The sequence below is a fragment of the Alistipes sp. genome (genome assembly GCF_020026455.1).
Classification (GTDB): domain Bacteria; phylum Bacteroidota; class Bacteroidia; order Bacteroidales; family Rikenellaceae; genus Alistipes.
Genome location: NZ_JAHHQJ010000006.1, coordinates 102,063 through 121,332 on the forward strand (window position 1 = coordinate 102,063; position 19,270 = coordinate 121,332).

Annotated in this window: 15 protein-coding genes; 6 read left to right on the forward strand and 9 right to left on the reverse strand. The window is 59.9% G+C overall.

The features are described 5' to 3' along the window. Window positions 1-134 precede the first annotated feature (134 nt). Window positions 135-518: an MmcQ/YjbR family DNA-binding protein gene (locus tag QZ460_RS05175; protein ID WP_290540519.1), complete on the reverse strand. Its 384-nt coding sequence runs from the start codon at window positions 516-518 to the stop codon at window positions 135-137. A gap of 85 nt (window positions 519-603) precedes the next feature. Between QZ460_RS05175 and QZ460_RS05180 the strand changes: the two genes are divergently transcribed. Then, the gene (locus QZ460_RS05180) at window positions 604-1,254 is read left to right on the forward strand and encodes a hypothetical protein (protein ID WP_290540520.1); all 651 of its coding nucleotides are present in this window, start codon (window positions 604-606) and stop codon (window positions 1,252-1,254) included. Between the two features lie 80 nt (window positions 1,255-1,334). Here the strand turns inward: QZ460_RS05180 and uxuA are convergent, their stop codons facing one another. The 8 genes from uxuA to QZ460_RS05220 all read right to left on the reverse strand — a co-directional run bounded on the left by uxuA (window position 1,335) and on the right by QZ460_RS05220 (window position 10,274). Then, a complete protein-coding gene (gene uxuA / locus QZ460_RS05185) occupies window positions 1,335-2,513 on the reverse strand; it encodes a mannonate dehydratase (protein WP_290540521.1) in 1,179 nt (392 codons plus the stop codon). 205 nt (window positions 2,514-2,718) lie between these two features. Next, window positions 2,719-3,531, reverse strand: coding sequence for an SDR family oxidoreductase (locus tag QZ460_RS05190; protein WP_290540522.1), 813 nt, complete (start codon window positions 3,529-3,531; stop codon window positions 2,719-2,721). A 5-nt stretch (window positions 3,532-3,536) separates the two neighbouring features. Further along, on the reverse strand, window positions 3,537-4,610 hold the full coding sequence (locus tag QZ460_RS05195) for a LacI family DNA-binding transcriptional regulator (RefSeq protein ID WP_290540523.1): 1,074 nt from the start codon (window positions 4,608-4,610) through the stop codon (window positions 3,537-3,539). A gap of 144 nt (window positions 4,611-4,754) precedes the next feature. Next, window positions 4,755-5,741 carry a diacylglycerol kinase family protein gene (locus QZ460_RS05200; RefSeq protein WP_290540524.1) on the reverse strand — a complete coding sequence of 329 codons (987 nt, stop codon included), beginning with the start codon at window positions 5,739-5,741 and terminating at the stop codon, window positions 4,755-4,757. 7 nt (window positions 5,742-5,748) lie between these two features. Further along, entirely contained in the window at window positions 5,749-7,206 is a 1,458-nt protein-coding gene (locus QZ460_RS05205; RefSeq protein ID WP_290540525.1) for an aminoacyl-histidine dipeptidase, read from the reverse strand. Window positions 7,207-7,532: 326 nt separating this feature from the next. After that, a complete protein-coding gene (locus tag QZ460_RS05210; RefSeq protein ID WP_290540526.1) occupies window positions 7,533-8,504 on the reverse strand; it encodes a PhoH family protein in 972 nt (323 codons plus the stop codon). A gap of 7 nt (window positions 8,505-8,511) precedes the next feature. Next, complete coding sequence (locus tag QZ460_RS05215) at window positions 8,512-9,108, reverse strand: porin family protein (RefSeq protein WP_366934988.1); 597 nt, start codon at window positions 9,106-9,108, stop codon at window positions 8,512-8,514. A gap of 14 nt (window positions 9,109-9,122) precedes the next feature. Further along, window positions 9,123-10,274 carry an MFS transporter gene (locus tag QZ460_RS05220; protein ID WP_290540528.1) on the reverse strand — a complete coding sequence of 384 codons (1,152 nt, stop codon included), beginning with the start codon at window positions 10,272-10,274 and terminating at the stop codon, window positions 9,123-9,125. A gap of 517 nt (window positions 10,275-10,791) precedes the next feature. Here QZ460_RS05220 and QZ460_RS05225 point away from each other — a divergent pair. The 5 genes from QZ460_RS05225 (at window position 10,792) to QZ460_RS05245 (ending at window position 19,265) form a co-directional block, all read left to right on the forward strand. Continuing rightward, complete coding sequence (locus tag QZ460_RS05225) at window positions 10,792-12,885, forward strand: cation:proton antiporter (RefSeq protein WP_290540529.1); 2,094 nt, start codon at window positions 10,792-10,794, stop codon at window positions 12,883-12,885. Window positions 12,886-13,110: 225 nt separating this feature from the next. After that, complete coding sequence (gene der, locus QZ460_RS05230; protein WP_290540561.1) at window positions 13,111-14,418, forward strand: ribosome biogenesis GTPase Der; 1,308 nt, start codon at window positions 13,111-13,113, stop codon at window positions 14,416-14,418. A 921-nt stretch (window positions 14,419-15,339) separates the two neighbouring features. Beyond that, window positions 15,340-16,794 carry a hypothetical protein gene (locus QZ460_RS05235; RefSeq protein ID WP_290540530.1) on the forward strand — a complete coding sequence of 485 codons (1,455 nt, stop codon included), beginning with the start codon at window positions 15,340-15,342 and terminating at the stop codon, window positions 16,792-16,794. Window positions 16,795-16,800: 6 nt separating this feature from the next. After that, window positions 16,801-18,210, forward strand: a complete 1,410-nt coding sequence (locus QZ460_RS05240; protein WP_290540531.1) for a DUF6175 family protein — start codon at window positions 16,801-16,803, stop codon at window positions 18,208-18,210. 77 nt (window positions 18,211-18,287) lie between these two features. Then, window positions 18,288-19,265, forward strand: a complete 978-nt coding sequence (locus QZ460_RS05245; RefSeq protein WP_290540532.1) for a hypothetical protein — start codon at window positions 18,288-18,290, stop codon at window positions 19,263-19,265. The last annotated feature ends 5 nt before the right edge of the window (window positions 19,266-19,270 follow it).

Here is a 19,270-nt window from a genome sequence, read left to right on the forward strand (position 1 = left end):
GATGCCAAGAACACTGCCGGCCCATCGTCACCGCATCGTCATCGGAGCCGGAGATGGAGTCGGAGTTGAAGTTGAAGTCAGAGCAGGAGTTGGGGTCGGAGCCGAAGTTGAAATCGTCACCGGAGCCGGAAGGATCATTCCGGCAGCCCGTGCTCTTCGACATGGCGCAGGATCTCCTCGCGCAGACTCCGGGGTGTGACGCTCTGCCGCAGAACCAGCAGGTAGGAGTTGCGGATCTGCTCGCGAATGAAGGCGTCGGGCAAGTCGCCCGCGGTGCGGATGCCGTTCCAGTGCCTCTTGTTGAAATAGCGGGCCGGGCCGACCTCCTCGTAGCGCTCGCGCAACCGGACCGCCTCGTCGGGGTCGCACTTCACGGCCACCTGACCGAAATCGTTCATATCCGCACAGGCGTACATCTTCCCGCCGATCTTGTAGACCAGCGTCGTCTCATCGAACGGCGTCGATTCCTCCGTGAGGGGCAGCGACAGGCAATAGTCGCGGAAACTCAAAACATCCATAACGGGTTCTTTTTCCCAAAGATATGCTTTTTTTGGCACATCTATTGCGTGCCGAAGTGAAGTAAAACCAAAATCAGGGTAAAAAATGAAAAAAATTCTCCTCTGTGTACCGCTGCTGACGATCTTCGCAGCAGGATTTCTCGGTTGCTCGCAACAGCGGCAATGGAACCACGAACAGCGCAAGGCGATGCGCGAAGCGCTGCGCAGCTACCGCCAGATGGTGTACCTCGACGACCTGAACGATGCCGAATTTGTGCTCTTCACCGACCAGGTGGCCGGACAGCTCGAAAACAGTTATCCCGTCTACGTGGAGTTCGTCCAGATGCAGGGCGTCGACGACACGGTGGACATGGTGGTTGTTTCGACGATTGTCGACGAACTGAATGCCGACGCCCACAACATGCGGCACATCTTCCCCTACAAGGATCTCGTGGCGCAGGGTGTGCTCCCCGCAGGGCTTGACCACGAGCAGCAGAAAGCCTTTTACAACTGCTTCGCGGCGAAGGTCAATGCGACGTACTCCACGATGGGCCAGTTCTTCAACGCCATTCTGGCCGACACGAGCGACATGTCGCAGATCCGCCAACTGGAAAGCCAGTGCGCCAACGACCTTTTCAGCTGGGTGGTGACCGAAGTGGAGGTCATCGAGACCGTCCCGGAAGGCCCCTCGGCACAGGCACAGACGCAGTCCCCGACAACCCCGGCCAAGGCTCCGGCAACCCCGGCCAAGAAATAGCCCCGGAATCCGTTCCGACAGAAACAAAGCGGTGCGCACCTCACGATGCGCACCGCTTTGTCGTACATGCGACGGTCTGTCTATTTATCCGCGAACAGCGACCGGGCGATGCCCAGCTCCAGTCCCCGCAGTTCGGCCAGGCCGCGCAGACGCCCCAGGCACGAATAGCCCGGATTGGTCTTCTTCTTCAGATCGTCGATCATCTGGTGGCCGTGGTCCGGACGCATCGGAATCGAGATGTGCCGACGCTGCTGGATCTCCAGCAGGGCCTTCATCACGTCGTACATCGGCACGTCACCCTCCAAATGGTTGGCTTCGTAGAAATTGCCCTCGGTATCGCGCTGCGTCGAACGCAGGTGGACGAAATTCACCCGGTCGCCCTGCCGCAGCATCATCCCCGGCAGATCATTCGCGGCCGACACGCCGAACGAACCGGTGCAGAGACACAGGCCGTTCGAGGGGTTGGGAACCGCCTCGACCAATTTCTGAAAGTCCGATTCGGTGGAGAGGATGCGGGGCAGCCCGAGGATCGGGAATGGAGGATCGTCGGGATGGATCGCCAGTGCCACTCCCACCTCGTCGGCCACGGGAGCCACCTCGCGCAGGAAAGCCACGAGGTTTGCACGCAGTGTCTCGGCCGTGATATTCGCATAACGGTCCAGCTCCCGCTGGAACTGCTCCAGCGTGAAGCTCTCCTCCGAACCGGGCAGACCCGCGATCATGTTGCGGGTGACAAGTTCCTTTTCCGCATCGTCCATCCCGCGGAAACGGGTCTCGGCAGCGGCACGCTCGGCCTCGGAATAGTCCTTCTCGGCACCGGGGCGCTTCAGGATGAAGAGGTCGAAGGCCACGAACGCCGCACGCTCGAAGCGCAGGGCCCGCGAACCGTCGGGAAGTTCGTAGGCGAGGTTCGTGCGCGTCCAGTCCAGCACGGGCATAAAGTTATAGGTGACAATCCGGATGCCGCATGCCGCAAGGTTGCGGAGCGTCTGTTTGTAATTCTCGATATAGCGTCCGAAATCGCCCGTGCGGGTCTTGATATGCTCGTGGACGGGAACACTCTCCACGACCGACCAGCAAAGACCGGCATCGGCGACCATCTTCCGGCGTTTTTCGATCTCCCCGACACTCCACACCTCACCGTTGGGGATGTGATGAAGAGCCGTCACGATGTCGGTGGCCCCGGCTTGACGAATGTCCTGAAGGCTTACGGGGTCGCCGGGACCATACCAGCGCCAGGACTGTTTGCAAAGATACATGGTTGTTTTGTTTTCAGGTTTTCAAATTGGTTTCACATACGCGGCTTGCTCCGCCGCAGGCTCCCCTTCGTCCGCACCGCTGCAAGCGCTTCGCCGGGCGTCCGCTCCGAAACGGGCGCCTGCCCGCGGAACGGAACTTACCCCGCAAGAACGGCGCGCGGCTGGCCGGGGAGCCGGATGTTGCCACCGGGCCGATCCCGCGCCGTCAAATCGAGAAGGCATCGAAGCCGCCGTCGACAACGACCAGTGCACCCGTCACGAACGACGAGGCGTCGCTGACGAGGTAGTGGATCGTCCCCAGCAGCTCCTCCGGCTCGGCGAAGCGTCCGGCGGGCGTGTGCGCGATGATCGACCGCGCACGGTCGGTGTACGAACCGTCCTCGTTGATCAGCAGCGCGCGGTTCTGGTTCGTCAGCAGAAAGCCCGGAACGATGGCGTTGACGCGCATCTCGGGGCTGAATTTCTGTGCCAGTTCGGCAGCCATGTACTTCGTATAGTTGCCGATGGCGGCCTTGGCGGCTCCGTAGCCCACCACACGGGTCAGCGGACGCAATGCCGATTCGGAGCAGAAGTTGACGATCACACCCTTCTTGCGGGCCGTCATGGCCTCGCCGAAGACCGTCGTGGGCAGCACCGTGCCGAACAGATTGAGGTCGACGACCTTGCGGAAGGCTTCGATCTCCAGGTCGAGGAACGACTTGTCGGGAGCGATCGTCGCACCGCCCATATTGCCGCCCGCGGCATTCAGGAGGATATCAATCTGCCCCCAGGCCCCGAGGATCGCCTCGCGGTTCGAGACGAGCACCTCGCGGTTCAACACATCGGTTGCAAAGAACAACGCATCGCCACCCGCGACGCGAATTTCGTCGACGAGCGCTTCGCCCGCCTTCTCGTCGCGGTCGAGCACCGCGACGCGTGCGCCCTGCTCTGCGAGGTAGGCGCAGATCGAGCGGCCCAGAATTCCGGCACCTCCCGTCACGACGACGACACGGCCCCGGATGTCAAAGAGATTTTTCATGTTTTTCAGATGATGTTGTTGGTATAATACGGTATGTTCTCTTTCAGCAGAATGTCGATGGGCATGTTGTTGACCCTCGCCGGAGCGCGGCCCTCGACAAACCATTCGCACAGGGCCATCACCGCACGGTAGCCCTGGGCCTCGGGACGCTGGGCCACGAGCGCCGTCACCACGCCTGCGGAGAGCATCTCCCCGTTGCGGCGGATCACATCGTAGCCCACCAGCCGCACGCCCTCGAGCCGCCTTGCCGCCAGATAGCCCGCCAGAATGTAACACGTCGAATTGAAGGTCACGGCCCCGGCGACCTGCGGATGGCTGCGCATCAGTTCGTCCAGCACGCGGGTGTTGTAGGTCTCGTCGTCTAGCCGCAGCGCAGCGTAGTGCAGCCGGCCCCGGAATCCGTGTGCTTCGAGGTAGCTGCGGAATCCCGCCTCGCGGTTGCGCCACTGGTTCGAACCGCCGTCGCCCCGGGGAACGATCCGCCCCACGACGATGTCGGCCTCGGGATCGAGCCGGTCGGACAGCAGCCGCGCGGCGACCGCCCCGGCGTCGAACGACGATGTGCCGAAATAGGCCAGCCGGTTGCAGGCGGGGATGTCCGAATCGACGAAGACATAGGGCACACCCCGGGCATCGAGTTCACGGGCAAACGGCTCGACCCGCTCCGCAAAGAGCGTGGCGATCACCGCGCCATCGAACTCCTCGCACCGCAGCGTCTCCAGCAGGTTATCGAACGACGTCCGGTCGTACTGATCGAAGTAGAAACGGCGGACCACGACGTTGTAACGCATGGCCTCGGCCTCGGAACGGGCGATTCCGGCCTCGAAATCGGCCCAGTATTCGCCCGGCGCGAAGCGGGGCATGACCACGCAGATCGTATACCTGCGGCCCGATGCCAGCGAGCGGGCGATCAGGTTGGGACGGTAGTCGACCCGCCGCAACACCTCGTTGATGCGCGCGAGATTCTCTGCCGAGACCTTGCCGCGGTTGTGGATCACGCGGTCGACCGTCGCTGCCGACACCCCTGCCATGCGGGCGATGTCGACGATGCGGACTGTGGTATGGTTGTTGTCGGACATGGTTTACGCAGTTCTTTGGCGTTACATCGGCAAAGCTATGCAAATTTTTCGAAAATATCAAGTGTGTGCGCACACACTTGATATTTTTAAGCAAAAAAAGCCGGATCCGACAAGGATCCGGCCCTCTTTTTTCATGGGAGCGCGCTACCCTGCCGGGGTCTCGGCCACGACCGCAGCACAGCGTTCGTAGAAATCGCGGGCCACGACAATGCGGATGGCCCGGTGGAGAATAGAGAATTCGAGCGGCGTATGTCCCAGCGGCTCCCCGTCGATCTCGACCGACACCTCGGGCGAAGATTCGATGCGGATGCGGCCGCCCCGCTCCTGGAGGATGTGGCGGATGCGGTAGATGCCGCCGTTGAACAGGTAGTGGAAGCGGAACAGCAGGTGCCAGAAGTGCACCGGGCGAATCAGCGACAGATCGAGCATGCCATCGTCGGCCACGGCCGCCGGCAACTGCTGAATACCCCCGCCGTTGAACTTGCAGATGCCGATGGCGGCCGAGAGCAGCAGGTTGTTGTAGACCAGCCGGTCGTCGACCCAGACCTTGACGCCCGTGGACTTGTAGCGGAAGAAATTCTTCACCAGACACCACGTATAGCGCCAGCGGCTCCGGTGTCCCTTCTTTTTCAGGTGCGAGAGCTTGCGCACGACATGCGCGTCGAACCCCGCCCCGGCGACGTTGGCCATATAGCGGCTCTGGCGGTAGTGCGCTTCCTCGTAAGAGACCACCCCTACATCCTGCAGGAAGGAATAACCCTCGCTGATGGCCTTCACGGCGTCCTGGTAGCGGTTCGAAATGCCGAACGTGCGGACCCAGTCGTTCCCCGTGCCCACGGCCACCACGGCCACGAGCACCTCGTCGGGGCGCACCTCCTGCTGGATGAACAATCCGTTCACCACCTCGTGCAGCGTCCCGTCGCCGCCCACGACAATGATCCGGCGATAGCCTTCGCGCACGGCCGTGACGGTGAGCTCCGTAGCATGGAACTTATGCTCCGTGAAGACCGGTTCGCAGAGGATGTGGGCATCGCGCAGGTGTTTCGAAATCTGGGGAAAATGGTCGAGCCCGCGGCCGCTTCCGGCCACGGGATTGACGATAACGAACCATTTTCCGGAATCGGTCGCCACGCTGCGATTATTTTTCGGGAATGTTACGCAACGTGTCGACCAGGAAGTCGTAGAACTTCCCGACCGAGGCGATCTCCACCTTCTCGTCGGGCGAGTGGGGATAGCAGATCGTCGGACCGAACGAAATCATGTCCAGATCGGGATAGGTGCTGCCGATGATGCCGCACTCCAGACCGGCGTGAATGGCCGTCACGGCGGGTTTCTGCCCGTAGAGCTCCTCGTAGGAGGCGGTCATTGCCTTCAGGATCGGCGACTCCATATTGGGATTCCAGCCGTTGTAGGCGCCCGTGAGTTCCGTCTTGGCCCCGGCCAGAGCGAAGAGGGCCGCGATGGCCTCGCCTAGCGCCTTCTTCTCGGTGTTGACCGAACTGCGCAGCAGGCACTGGAGTTTCACCGTCCGGCCGTCCGACACCACGCGTGCGAGGTTCGTCGATGTCTGCACCAGTCCGGGCATGGCCATCGACATGCGCTGCACCCCGTCGGGGCAAGCCACCACGGCCTTGATCAGCCGTCCGGCAACCTCCTCGGGCAGCATTTCGGCCGGCATTTCAACCTCCCCGACCTTGATCGACACAGCGTCCTCGATACCGGCATACTCGGCCCTTATGGTCTTTTCGTAGAGTTCCACCGCCCGGGCAAGCGCCTCGTAGTCCCCGGTCTTGACCAGCACCACGGCCTCGGCCTCGCGCGGAATGGCGTTGCGGAGACCGCCACCGTCCACCGAGGCCAGCAGCACGGCGCACGGCGCGGCATGGAGCAGACGGAATAACACCTTGTTGGCGTTGGCGCGCTGGCAGACGATCTGAATGCCCGAATGGCCGCCCTTGAGCCCCTTGACACTGATCTTCGCTGCGGTATAACCGCTCGCGGGCGTCGGCACGGCCTTGTAGCCGAAGGTTATGTTGGCATCGAGTCCGCCGGCGCAGCCCACATAGAGCTCGCCCTCCTCCTCGGAGTCGAGGTTCAGCAGGATGTCGCCGTGCAGCAGACCCTTTTCCAGTCCGTTGGCTCCGTCCATGCCGGTCTCCTCGGTAGCCGTGAACAGGGCCTCCAGCGGTCCGTGCTCCAGCGTCCTATCCTCCAGCACCGCGAGGATCGCCGCCACGCCGATACCGTTGTCGGCGCCCAGCGTCGTGCCGTCGGCCGTCACCCAGTCGCCGTCGATGTAGGCATCGATGGGATCTTTCGTAAAATCGAATATCTTGTCGTTGTTCTTCTGCGGAACCATGTCGAGGTGGGCCTGCAGGATCACACCCTTGCGATCCTCCATCCCCTTCGAGGCGGGTTTGCGAACGTAGACGTTGTGTGCCGCGTCCTCCTTGCATTCGAAGCCCTGCGCACGGGCGAAATCGAGAATATAGCGGCGAATCTCCTCCTCGTGGTACGAGGGGCGCGGGATGCGAACGATCTCCGCGAAATGTTTCCAGACAAGCGCCGGTTTCAGCGCGACCAAATTACGGTCCATAATATCGAAGTTTAAATGTTATATACCTTATTAAAATCTTTCGGGCTTTCGGGCTCTCTTTCGGCCTCTCGGTCTTTCTTTCAGCCTTCCAAGTTCGCAAGTTCTCGGGCTCTCGGGCTCTCTTTCGGGCTCTCAAGTTCGCAAGTCCTCGGGCTCTCGGCCTTTCAAGTCGCCGGGGCTCCAACTTTTGGGCTCTCGGCCTTTCAAGTTCTCCGGCTCGGCTCCGTCCCCTCCGCTGCCGGGCGGCAGCCGCCGCAAGCGACCAGTTCAAACGACCAGTTCACCGGAAAGGGAAACGGCCGCTCCGTCCCGGAGCACGGCGGGGGTCAATGCTCCCCGGTCCCTTCCGTTTCGGTTCCCCGGTCAAACGCCTCGACGATGTGTTTCACGAGCGGATGGCGAACGATGTCGCGTTTGTCGAACTCCACGATGCCGATGCCGTCGACTCCCCGCAGGATCTCCATCGTGCGCACCAGACCGCTGTCCGACTTGCGCGGCAGATCGATCTGCGTCACATCGCCCGTGACGATGAACCGCGCATTGCGGCCCATGCGCGTCAGGAACATCTTGATCTGCGACAGAGTGGTGTTCTGCGCCTCGTCCAGAATGACGAAGGCGTTGTCCAGCGTGCGGCCGCGCATGTAGGCCAGCGGGGCGATCTGCACGGTCCCCTCCTCGAGGTACTTCTGGAGCTTGGCCGGCGGGATCATGTCATTCAGCGCGTCGTAGAGCGGTTGCAGGTAGGGGTCGAGTTTCTCCTTCAAGTCGCCGGGCAGGAATCCCAGCTTCTCGCCCGCCTCGACGGCCGGACGCGTGAGGATGATGCGCTTCACCTGCCGCTCCTTCAGCGCACGGACGGCCAGTGCAATGGCCGTATAGGTCTTGCCCGAGCCCGCGGGACCCACGGCGAACAGCAGGTCGTTCCGGTCGTAGAGTTTGACGAGCCGCTGCTGGTTGACGGTCCGGGCGCGGACGATTGTGCCGTTGTTGCCGTAGACGATCACATCCTTGTCGACCGGAGCGTCGTCCGGCGCGATGCCGCCCGCGAAGCTCTGCTCGATGACCTCGGCCGAGACGTGCCCGTACTTGAGGTAGTAGGCCGCAAGCCCCTCCATGCGTTTGGCGAAGCGCTGCGTGTCGGCCTCCGGCCCGAGGACCTTGAGCGACTGTCCGCGCGCAACGATCTTCAGCGTGGGGTGCAGCGATTTGATCTGCTCGAGGTAGACGTTCTGCGCCCCGTATAATTCGCGGGGATCGACACCTTCGAGCGTGATTTCCTTTCCGACAGCTTCCGTCATAGACCGATCAGAATAAATAGCCGAAGCTGAGCGCCACGTTGTATGTACGGAGTTTGTCGAGCTGCCGCCCGTCGGGCAGCACCACATCGTGTTTTGAGCGGAACTGACCGTTGTAGCGCAGGTCGATCAGCAGGTGGCGCATCAGCACGATGCCCGCACCCACGGTGTACGACACCGAGGGACGCACGCGGCCGAAGTCCAGCAGGTCGCCGCCCGACTTCTGCTTGCAGTCGTTCATCACCGTGAAGACCGGGCCGACATAGATCCGCACGGGATTCAGCAGCCGCAGCGACGCCAGCACCGGAACGTCGATCGAGTTGGACTTGAGGTTGACCTCGGGCTCGCCCTCGGGACGGATGCGGAGCCCTTGGCGGACGTAGAGTATCTGCGGCTCGATGGCAAAGGCTCCGAGGTTGATGGCCGTCGTGATACCGGCCTGCCAGCCCAGCTTGTCCTTCACGTCGGTGCTCTTCATGTTGGTCGAATAGTCGGGGATGTTGATACCCCCGATCACGCCCCACTCCACCCGGGCGCGGGGCCGTTGTGCGACGGCAACCGCCGCAACAAGCGTCAGAAAAACGGTTAGCAGAATTTTTCGCTGCATCATATCATTCAATTTTAATTCCTTTTTCTCAATTTGACGGAGGCCCAGAGCATGTAGGCCACACACGCGGCGACGAAGAGCATGCCCAGGTGCGGGTTGCCCCAGGCGCGGATGATCGCCCCGCAGACGGGGCCCGAAACCGCCCCGGCCGCAATGGCCATGATCATCAGCCCGGCCACCTCGTTGGCATGCTCCGGCACGGCCTTGGTGGCCACGGCGTAGAACGTGGCGAAGACGCATGCCATGGCGAAGCCCAGCACTCCCACGGCGGCGTAGATCGCAGCCTCGTTGCGCACGAACAGCAGCGCCGCGCACAGCGCCAGCGCCCCGGTCATGTTCCAGGTCAGGTATTTCACGTCGGAAACCTTCACCAGCACCCATGCGCCGACCAGTGTCCCGACGATGCGGCAGGCGTAGAAGCCCGTGGTGGTGAGGATCGACGAGGGGTTGTCGATCAGCCGCACCGACAGGAAGCCGACACCCACGTCGGCGGCGATAAAGCACGCCACGCCCAGCACGGAGAGCAGCACGACCTTGTTTTTCAACAGACGGAAGCAGTCGGACAACCCGGCAACACGCCCCGCCTGCGCGGGTTCCGGAACCGCCGTCAGCTGGAGCCAGACACCCCCGGCAACCGTGAGGGCCGCGTAGATCGGCAGCAGGAGCCGCCACGAACCCGTCGCGGCGATCAGCCCCGTGACGATGGGCGCCAGCAGCAGAAGCGACGTATTGCGGAAGATCTGCCCGACGGTGAGGTAGCTGGTCATCCGCTCGCCGGGGACGATGGTCGCCAGCAGGGGGTTGACGGCCACCTGGATCGCCGTGTTGCCGATGCCCAGCAGGCCGAATCCCGCGAAATACCAACCCAGGGCACACTCCGCGCCGGCAGCATAGGGAAGCATCAGCCCCGCGACGGTGAATCCGTAGCCCAGAAGCGCCGTAGCCTTGCGGCCCCAGCGGTTCATCAGCGCCGCAACCGGAGTCGAGAGCACCAGAAACCACAGGAAAACCATCGTCGGCAGGAAACTCACGGCAGCCTGCTGTTCGGGCGGAAATTCGGCCGCGATGCGGCCCGTGATCGGGGCCACCATATCGCAGAAGCCCATGATGAAGAAGCCTCCGAGCACGGGGCCGAGCAATCGTTTGTCTACTTTGTCTATACTCATCCGAGACGTATTTTCGGGTTCCAAATTTTTCAAAGTTACATTTTTTTCCGCAAAAATCGTGTTTCCGGCGGCGATTATTTCACAATCGCCCCGCTTCGCCGCGCGGCAGACACGGCCCAATAAACAAAAAACGTGCGAGATACGCAACGGCGGCAAAGCCTATCGCCGCAACGGGCCGGCCCGAACCGCCTGCCCGCCGCAGGGCCCATCCATTGGAACAGAGCGAAGATGCCGCCGCAGAAACCGCAAAGCCCAACCGCAAGGCCCCCGTAGTCGCCGCGGGACCGCCGCAAAACCCGCCCACAGAGCCGCAGCCCGCGAAAAAGCGGCCGACAAGCCGACAGATCGGTCCGTAGCGCGCGAAAACGCCCGCGGCGTTTGGCGGGAACCGCGGATTTTATTATATTTGGTGTCGCAACGGCACCTTTATCCGTCGGAACGCCCCGCACAACCGCGTTGGATTCGGTTTTGCGCCTCCGGCCTTCATGTGCCCCAGCCACAAAAACAACACGCACCCATGCTGCTTTTCGCACACATAAACCTGACGCTGCCGCTCGAGGACCCGATCCTGAAATTCCTGCTGATCCTGGTCATCATCCTCGCGGCTCCGCTTCTGCTGAACAAACTCAAAATCCCCTATCTGCTGGGGCTGATCATCGCAGGCGCCGTGATCGGCCCCCACGGGCTCAACCTCGTGCTGCGCGACAGCAGCATCATCCTCTCGGGTACGGCCGGACTGCTATACATCATGTTCCTCTCGGGGCTGGACATGGACATGTCCGATTTCCGCCACAACAGTTGGCGCAGCCTCGTCTTCGGAGGCTACACCTTCTGCGTCCCGCTGATCTTCGGCATCCTGGCCGGCTATTACATCCTCGGATTCCCGATCTATTCGTCGATCCTGCTCGCAGGGCTGTTTGCCTCGCAGACGCTCATCGCCTACCCCATCGTCAGCAAACTGGGCATAGCCCGCGACAAGGCCGTCACGATCGCCGTCGGCGGCACGGTCATCACCGACACGCTGGCCCTGCTGCTGCTCACCGTGATCGTCGGCATGGCCACGGGCAACGTCGACGACATGTTCTGGTGGCGGCTCGCAGGCTCCGTCTCGCTCTGCATCGCCATCATCGTCTTCCTCTTCCCGCTGCTGGCCCACTGGTTCTTCAAGCAGGTCAGCGACAACGTCTCGCAGTACATTTTCGTGTTGGCGATGGTCTTCCTCGGAGCCTACCTCGCCCATCTGGCCGGACTGGAACCGATCATCGGCGCATTCCTCTCGGGACTTGCACTCAACCGCCTGATTCCCCGCACCTCGCCGCTGATGAACCGCATCGAGTTCGTCGGCAACGCCATCTTCATCCCCTTCTTCCTGATCGGCGTAGGCATGCTGATCGACTACCGCGCCTTCTTCCGCGGCTGGGAGAGCCTCGAAGTGGCGGCCATCATGATCGTGCTGATCACGGTGGCCAAGTTCGTCGCCGCATGGCTCACGCAGAAGACCTTCCGCCTCTCGCCCGACCAGCGGACCGTCATCTTCGGCCTCAGCTCGGCCCACGTGGCCGCGACGCTGGCCGCCGTGATGGTCGGCTACAACATCATCCTGGGACACACGCCCAACGGCGAACCGATCCGTCTCCTGAGCGAGAGCGTGCTCAACGGCACGATCCTGATGATTCTGGCCACCTGCACCGTGTCGACCTTCGCCACGCAGCGCGGCGCCCACAACATCGCCATGCGCAGCTCGCAGGACTCCGAAGACAGGCAGTCGCGCCGGGAGGAACACATTCTGATCCCTGTGGCCGACGAACGCACGGCCGACGAACTGGTATGGCTGAGTTCGATGCTCAAGCGCGCCAAGGAACCCAACGGGCTCTATGCCCTGCACGCCATCGACAACCGGGTGGAGGACCCGAATGTCGAGAAACGCGCCCAGAAAATCCTCGACGCCGCAGCGACGGCCGCCGCCGCGGGCGACATCTACCTGCAGGAACTGATGCGCTACGACGTCAACATCTCGAACGCCATCGTCAGCGTGGTCCGCGAACGCAACATCACCGACATCGTGATGGGCATGCACCACGCCTCCCCGGCCGTGGCGGGACTGACCGGCATCCCCGGGGCTCCCTGGCCCGGCATCGGCAAGATGGCCGCCGACGTCCTGGCGCAGAGCAACGTCACGACCTTCATCTACCACCCCGTGCAGCCGCTGAACACCATCAAGCGCCACCTGATCGTCGTCCCCGAAAAGGCCGAGCAGGAGGCGGGATTCCAGATGTGGCAGCTCCGCATCCGTCGTCTGGCCGAAAACTCGGGGGCCCGAATCGTCGTATTCGCCCCGGAGGCGACGCTGCAATACCTTCGTCCCAAGGGCCGCAACCACCCGGCGAACATCGACTTCGTGCCCTTCGCACAGTGGGACGACCTGCCGTCGCTCGAACACGACATCCGCGCCGACGACTGCCTCTGGTTCGTCATGAGCCGCCGCGACCGCGTCTCCTACAACCCCGTGATGAGCCGCATCCCGGCCTACCTCGAACAATTCTTCTCCGGATACAGCTCCGTACTGCTCTACCCCGTGCAGGCGGGCGACACCGAAAGCCGCTATATCTGACGCCCCGAAGTGTAAAATACGCGAAAAAATTTTCCCGCTCGCGGATTTGCGCTATCTTTGCAAATAAATCCCGGCACCATTCCGGGCACAAAGCGCCACGGACCCTCCTCCGGGAGAGGTCCGGGAAGGAACCGGCCCCGTGAACGTGGCCAAAGACCGCGACATCGGTCGCCCGCATCCCGGAACAGAAGCAGACAACAAAACAAGAAAGAGATAAAACAAAATATTATGAGCCTTGTAGCAATAGTGGGCCGTCCGAACGTCGGCAAAAGCACCCTCTTCAACCGCCTCGTGGGCGAACGGAAGGCTATCGTCGACGCGACGGCCGGAACCACCCGCGACCGCCATTACGGCAAGACCGACTGGAACGGCAAGGAGTTTTCCATCATCGACACGGGCGGGTACACCGTCAATTCGGAGGATATTTTCGAGGACGACATACGCCGTCAGGTCATGCTGGCCATCGACGAGGCCGACGTGATACTCTTCCTCGTGGAGGTGCGCACCGGCATCACCGACCTCGACATGCTGATGGCCGACATCCTGCGCCGCACCTCGAAGAAGGTGATCCTCGTCTGCAACAAGGTCGACAACAACGACCAGATCTACTCCTCGCACGAGTTCTACTCCCTGGGCCTGGGCGATCCCTACTGCATCTCGTCGATGTCGGGAAGCGGCACGGGCGACCTGATGGACGCCATTCTGGAGGCTCTGCCCGAAGAAACGACATCCGAGGAGGACGAGGACCTGCCCCACATCACCATCGTGGGGCGCCCCAACGTCGGCAAGTCGTCGCTCACGAACGCCCTGCTGGGCGAGGAGCGCAACATCGTGACCTCCATAGCCGGGACCACCCGCGACTCGATCCATACCCGCTACAACAAGTTCGGCATGGATTTCTACCTCGTCGACACGGCCGGCATGCGCAAGAAGGGCAAGACGATGGAGGATCTCGAATTCTACTCGGTGATGCGCTCGATACGCGCCATCGAAAACTCGGACGTCTGCATCCTGATGATCGACGCCCAGCAGGGGCTCGAATCGCAGGACCTGAACATCCACAACCTGATCGTCCGCAACCGCAAGGGATGTGTGATCGTGGTCAACAAATGGGACCTGATCGAGAAGGACAGCAATACGATGAAGGAGTGGATCGAGTTCCTCCGGAAGAAACTCGCCCCGTTCAACGACATTCCGATCATCTTCACCTCGGTGCTCAACAAGCAGCGCATCCTCGACGTCCTGCAGACCGCCATCCGCGTCCACCAGTCGCGCAAGCGCCGCATCCCGACCTCGGAGCTCAACGAGTACATGCTGCCGCTGATCGAGAACTACCCGCCCCCCGCAACCAAGGGCAAGTACATCAAAATCAAGTATGCGACCCAGCTCCCGACACCGACGCCGCAGTTCGCCTTCTTCGTCAACCTGCCGCAGTACATCAAGGAGCCCTACCGCCGCTTCCTCGAAAACAACATGCGCGACCACTGGGATTTTTCGGGAGTCCCGATGCAGATTTACTTCCGACAGAAGTAGCATATTCAGACAGATACGGATTGCTCCGGACAGCCGGAAAATCCCGAAAAATCCGGAGCTGACAACCTCCCCAAACCCCTCCTTGACAGGAGGGGCTTTTGATTACGGGAGTCCCGATGCAGATTTACTTACGACAGAAGGAGCTTGTTCGGACGGAATAAACAGCTCCGGCCGGCCGGATAACCCCAAAAAATCCGGAGCTGACAACCTCCCCAAGCCCCTCCCGTCGTTCGGAATTAAAAACAAGGCAACGCTTCGATTTATCGGGTCGTTACCTTAGTTATAGAGGATAACGGGCAACGAGAAGGGACCGGTTTATTCTCAGTCAATTGCACGCAAATAGCGCATTTCAGATAACCTTCATTGCACCCTGATCTGCTGCCGTCTTCATCACAAAGTTCCGTAATCCCCAATCCGTGAATTATTTGGAACGGCACCACGCCGACGTAAAAAGGTTGTAAACTGGTGTTTGGTGGCCGTGCAACAAACCCGGGTGAACATCCGTCGACCCTGCATTTCGTCTGTCCGGGAGCTGATTTCCACAAGGATGGTCATCATGCGTTTTTATTGTCGCTATCCTAATTTCCGCAAGTAAACTCAATGGCAGGCAGAATCGTATCAGCACCTCATGTCTTGAGTTTGGGATGAGAGGCAAGGTAGCGGCCCAAAGGTATGGTCGGTTCGGATTTTATCTATTCTTTAGCCTTGTTTGACAAATATTTATGAACTTTATATGCAAGACAAAGTCAAGTAAACCTTCAGACATGGTAGGGCGCCGCGCAAAATATGATCCCGCGACGCTTTAACCTATTTTATTGCAAAAAAATAGTGCAGAATTGAGAGAATTTTATATATTTGTGTCAACCCATAAAAAAGAAACCATCAAAAAGACGTCTAAAAAACATCTAAACCCTTAAAATTATGTTAAAGAAACTACAACCCCTGCGCAATTGCGCACTGGCCGTATCGGCCACACTGATGACCATGAATCTTGTTCAAGCCCAAAATTTGGATAAGAAGGTCGTTACGGACAAGTACATGAGAAATTCGGTCTGCATGCTGATGATGGAAGACGCATCGGTTCCCCAGAAAGAGATTCTGCGCGATGCTTTCCTCAATGCCGAGTTGAACAACAAGTACAACAACCACAACCTCAAGGTGCGCATCATGGACCCCGACCAGCTCCAGCTCACCGCACAGGACGAGGCTGCCTTCAACCTGGCCTGCACCACTACCGACCAGTACAACGAACTTGCCAAGAGCGGCGGACCCGCTCCCAAGCAGAATTTCTACAACGAGAACATGACTCAGATCCTGCGCCTGATCATGGCAGAGATGAGCCAGACCGTCGATACCGTCATTCAGCTCAACGCCGCACGTATGGCCAACAAGTTCATCATTGAACAGGGTATTGCCAAGCAGTGCGTCGACAAATGGTTCTTCGACGAGCAGGGTCAGTACAGCGAGGCGCTGATTGAGGAGCGCGGATTGCTGGAGGCTTCGGCCGCAGAGATCGACATCGCCAACGCTTCGCTGGCACAGCATCAGAAGCTCTTGCGCGAAAAGTGCGACATCAACGAGTTGTTGGGCAACACCTTCGTTGTCGTTACCCGTTTCAGCTACAAACCCAAGGACGGAGTCATCGACGACCGTCTGCTGCCCCTCGAGGCCGCGGCCCAGTTGGATTCGTCGGGTCAGAGCGCCATGGGCCTCAAAATCGCCAAGATGGGTATCAAGGCGTCGGTCGGTGCCGGTTACTATGTGACTGTCGATTCCTACCTGTTCCGTCTGCGTTGGAACGAGGAGCTGACCAACGAGTTCTACAGCCTGTGGAACGAGAACGGCGAGTTCGACCGCGAGAAATATGAAGCCAGCAATCTGGCATCGCTCCAGTTCATCGGCAACGAGCGCGCATGGGTACGCACCAAGGCAGGAATCTTCACCGACAAGAGCGAGGAGGAGCTGATTCGTCTGGCAGCCGTCGATGCAGTCGATGAGGTATTGGCAAAATTCGAGCGCAAATACGACCAGTTCAAGACCAAGACCCCGCTCTACATCCGCGAGATTGAGGACAAGAAGGGCAAGATGCAGCGCGTCTACGGGGCACGCATCGGTACGCGTGACGGCCTGACCGGCGGCGAGGTATTCGAGGTCTTGGAGAAGAGCATAGACACCCTCGAGAACGGCACCGCCCGCATCAACTACAAGAAGAAGGGCGAGCTGGTCGTGGACAAGAAACACGTTTGGGACAACACCTTCAGTACCTTGAAGGGCGGTAATGTCTCCACATCGGAAAACGACATGACGATTCTCACCGGCAAGGACAAGAATGCGTACTATGAGGGTCAGCTGCTCCGCATGAAAACAAAAAAATAATAAAGCATGAAAAAACTTTTTTTGATTCTTGCTCTGATGGTGCTTCCCGTGGCATTCGCTGCGGCACAGCAGCGCAAAATTGAAAAAGCCAACGAACAGACAGCAGCTTGGCGTTACGACATTCAGAACGAGGCCGTAGGCTCGGAAAACACGGCATTGGTGTTGGTATGGAGCTACTCCAAAAAAGTAGACATCGCCCAAAGACAAGCCACCAAGAATGCCATTCACGGCCTGATTTTCCGCGGTGCGGCCGCCAACAGCGACCCCACAAAACGCACCAAGGCTCTGGCTCCGCTGGTGGCTTCGCCCATGGTCGAGCAGCAGTATGCCGCCTTCTTCGAGAAGTTCTTTGCCGACAACGGTGAATATGCCCGTTACGCTGCGGTAACCAGCGCAGGCAAGGCCGGCACGGTCATGAAGGTGGGCAAGGAGTACAAGGTGGGGGTGTATGTCACCGTCCAGTACTCCGACCTGAGAAAGCGGCTCGAGGACGAGGGTATCATCAAACGCCTGACCGAGGTTGCCGTGGGCAAGAAACCCTCCATCATGGTTGTACCGAGCGATGTGTGGTGCATCCAGCAGGGTTACTACACCGAGGTGGACAACCAGGGACAGACGGAGCGCGTGCCCGACTATGCACGTGCACTCCAGAGCGACCCCAACCTGCTGCTGGTCATCAGCAAAATCGGTGAATTGATGGCCGAGCGCGGCTATCCGCTCAGCGACCTCGAAGCTGCACTCAAGAGTATCAGGGAGGAGGAAACCGACATGATGGTCCTCACGTCGAAAGACACGGGATCGGAGTTGGCAGAGACCCCCATGGAGCAGCTCAACCGTGTGGCCAAGGCCGACATCTGGATGCAGATGACCTGGTCGGAAAACCACATGGGGCCGCGGGTGTCGGTGAGCTTCAACCTCCAGGGCAAGGACGCCTACACCGGAAAGCAGATTGCCGCAAGCTCGGGGACCTGTCCCGCAATATTTGCTTCGATGCTCGACCTGCCGGTCTATCTGGCCGAGAATGTGGGTGCCAACATCGAGCCGTTCAACAACCAGCTCATGGCCTTCTTCGACGACATGTCGCAGAACGGTCGCGAGGTGCGTCTGACCTGCCGCTGCTGGGACGATGCCGGTTACGACTTCGAGAGTGATTTCGACGGCGAGGAGCTGGGCTTCCTCATCGAGGATGTGGTAGCCGAAACCACCGCCAACAACAAGTACACGCTCGATGCATCGCAGAACAAGCTCAACTTCACCCAGGTACGCATTCCGTTGGTGGATGAGCGCGGACGCGATCTGGACGCACGCCGTTGGGCCAATAAAATCAAAAGAATGCTCAAGGAGAAATATAATTTGGAATCCAAACTCATCTCCAAAGGGTTGGGGCACGCCATCCTGATCCTCGGAGGTAAGTAAAACTCACTGAAAAACCGGAGTGCGGAGGCCAATCAGATTGGCCTCTGCACCGATTTTTCAAAAATATTCTTAAAATCATGCTGAAGAAACTTTTCGGAGCCCTCGTGCTTCTCACAACGGTCCTTACGGCAACGGCCCAAGCACCCGAAAGTAAGATTTGCATCACCCCCTACCTGTGTGAGGAAGTAGCCCTGCCGCAGGGCGCACTCAACTCGATGAACAACAAACTGCTACAAATGGCCACGCAGAACAATTTCGGCTCAAGGTCGAATGATTTCGTGCTGACGGTCAACACCACGGTTGCCGACAAACAGATCACGGCCTCGGTACCTGCACAATACATCGTCGATTTGGAATTGACGTTCTATGTGGTAGGCATTGCCGAGCAGGTCATCGTCAATCAGACCGCGGTCAGTGTACGCGGCATAGGACGCACCAACGACCGCGCCTACATCAGTGCCATCAACCACATCAATCCCCGCACGCCTGCCCTGCGCCGTTTCATGACCGAGGCACGCGAGAAGATTGTCGATTACTACGCGACGCGTGTTCCCGTTCTCTGCTCCAAGGCGCAATCGCTGGCCGACCGCGGCGAGTATGAGGAGGCTTTGGGCGTTTTGGGCACCATTCCCGAATCGGTGGAGGAGTATCCGATGATTGCGGAGAAGATGACGGCCACCTACGTCCAGATGCTCGACAAGTACGCCACCGTATCGCTTCAGACGGCCAAGAGCAAGATGGTCTTGAAGGACTACGAGGGAGCTCTGGAGGAGTTGGGTTATGTAGACCCGATGAGCAGCCGCTTCGACGAGGCCTGCAAGATGGTCGACACCATCAAGGCGACCCTCGATGCCAGGGAGCAGGCCGAGATGGCAGCCCGTCTCGAGCAGATGGAAATGCAGCGCGAGATGGCGCAGAAGATGCACGACGACGAGATGATGATGCGCAAGAAGCAGCTCGAAGCCTCGCAAAAAAGCGCATCGGAGAGGGCTTCGGCACAGATGGACTCTACGACCAACTCGCTGCAGAGTTGGCTTTTCGGCAAATTGCAATAAAATCC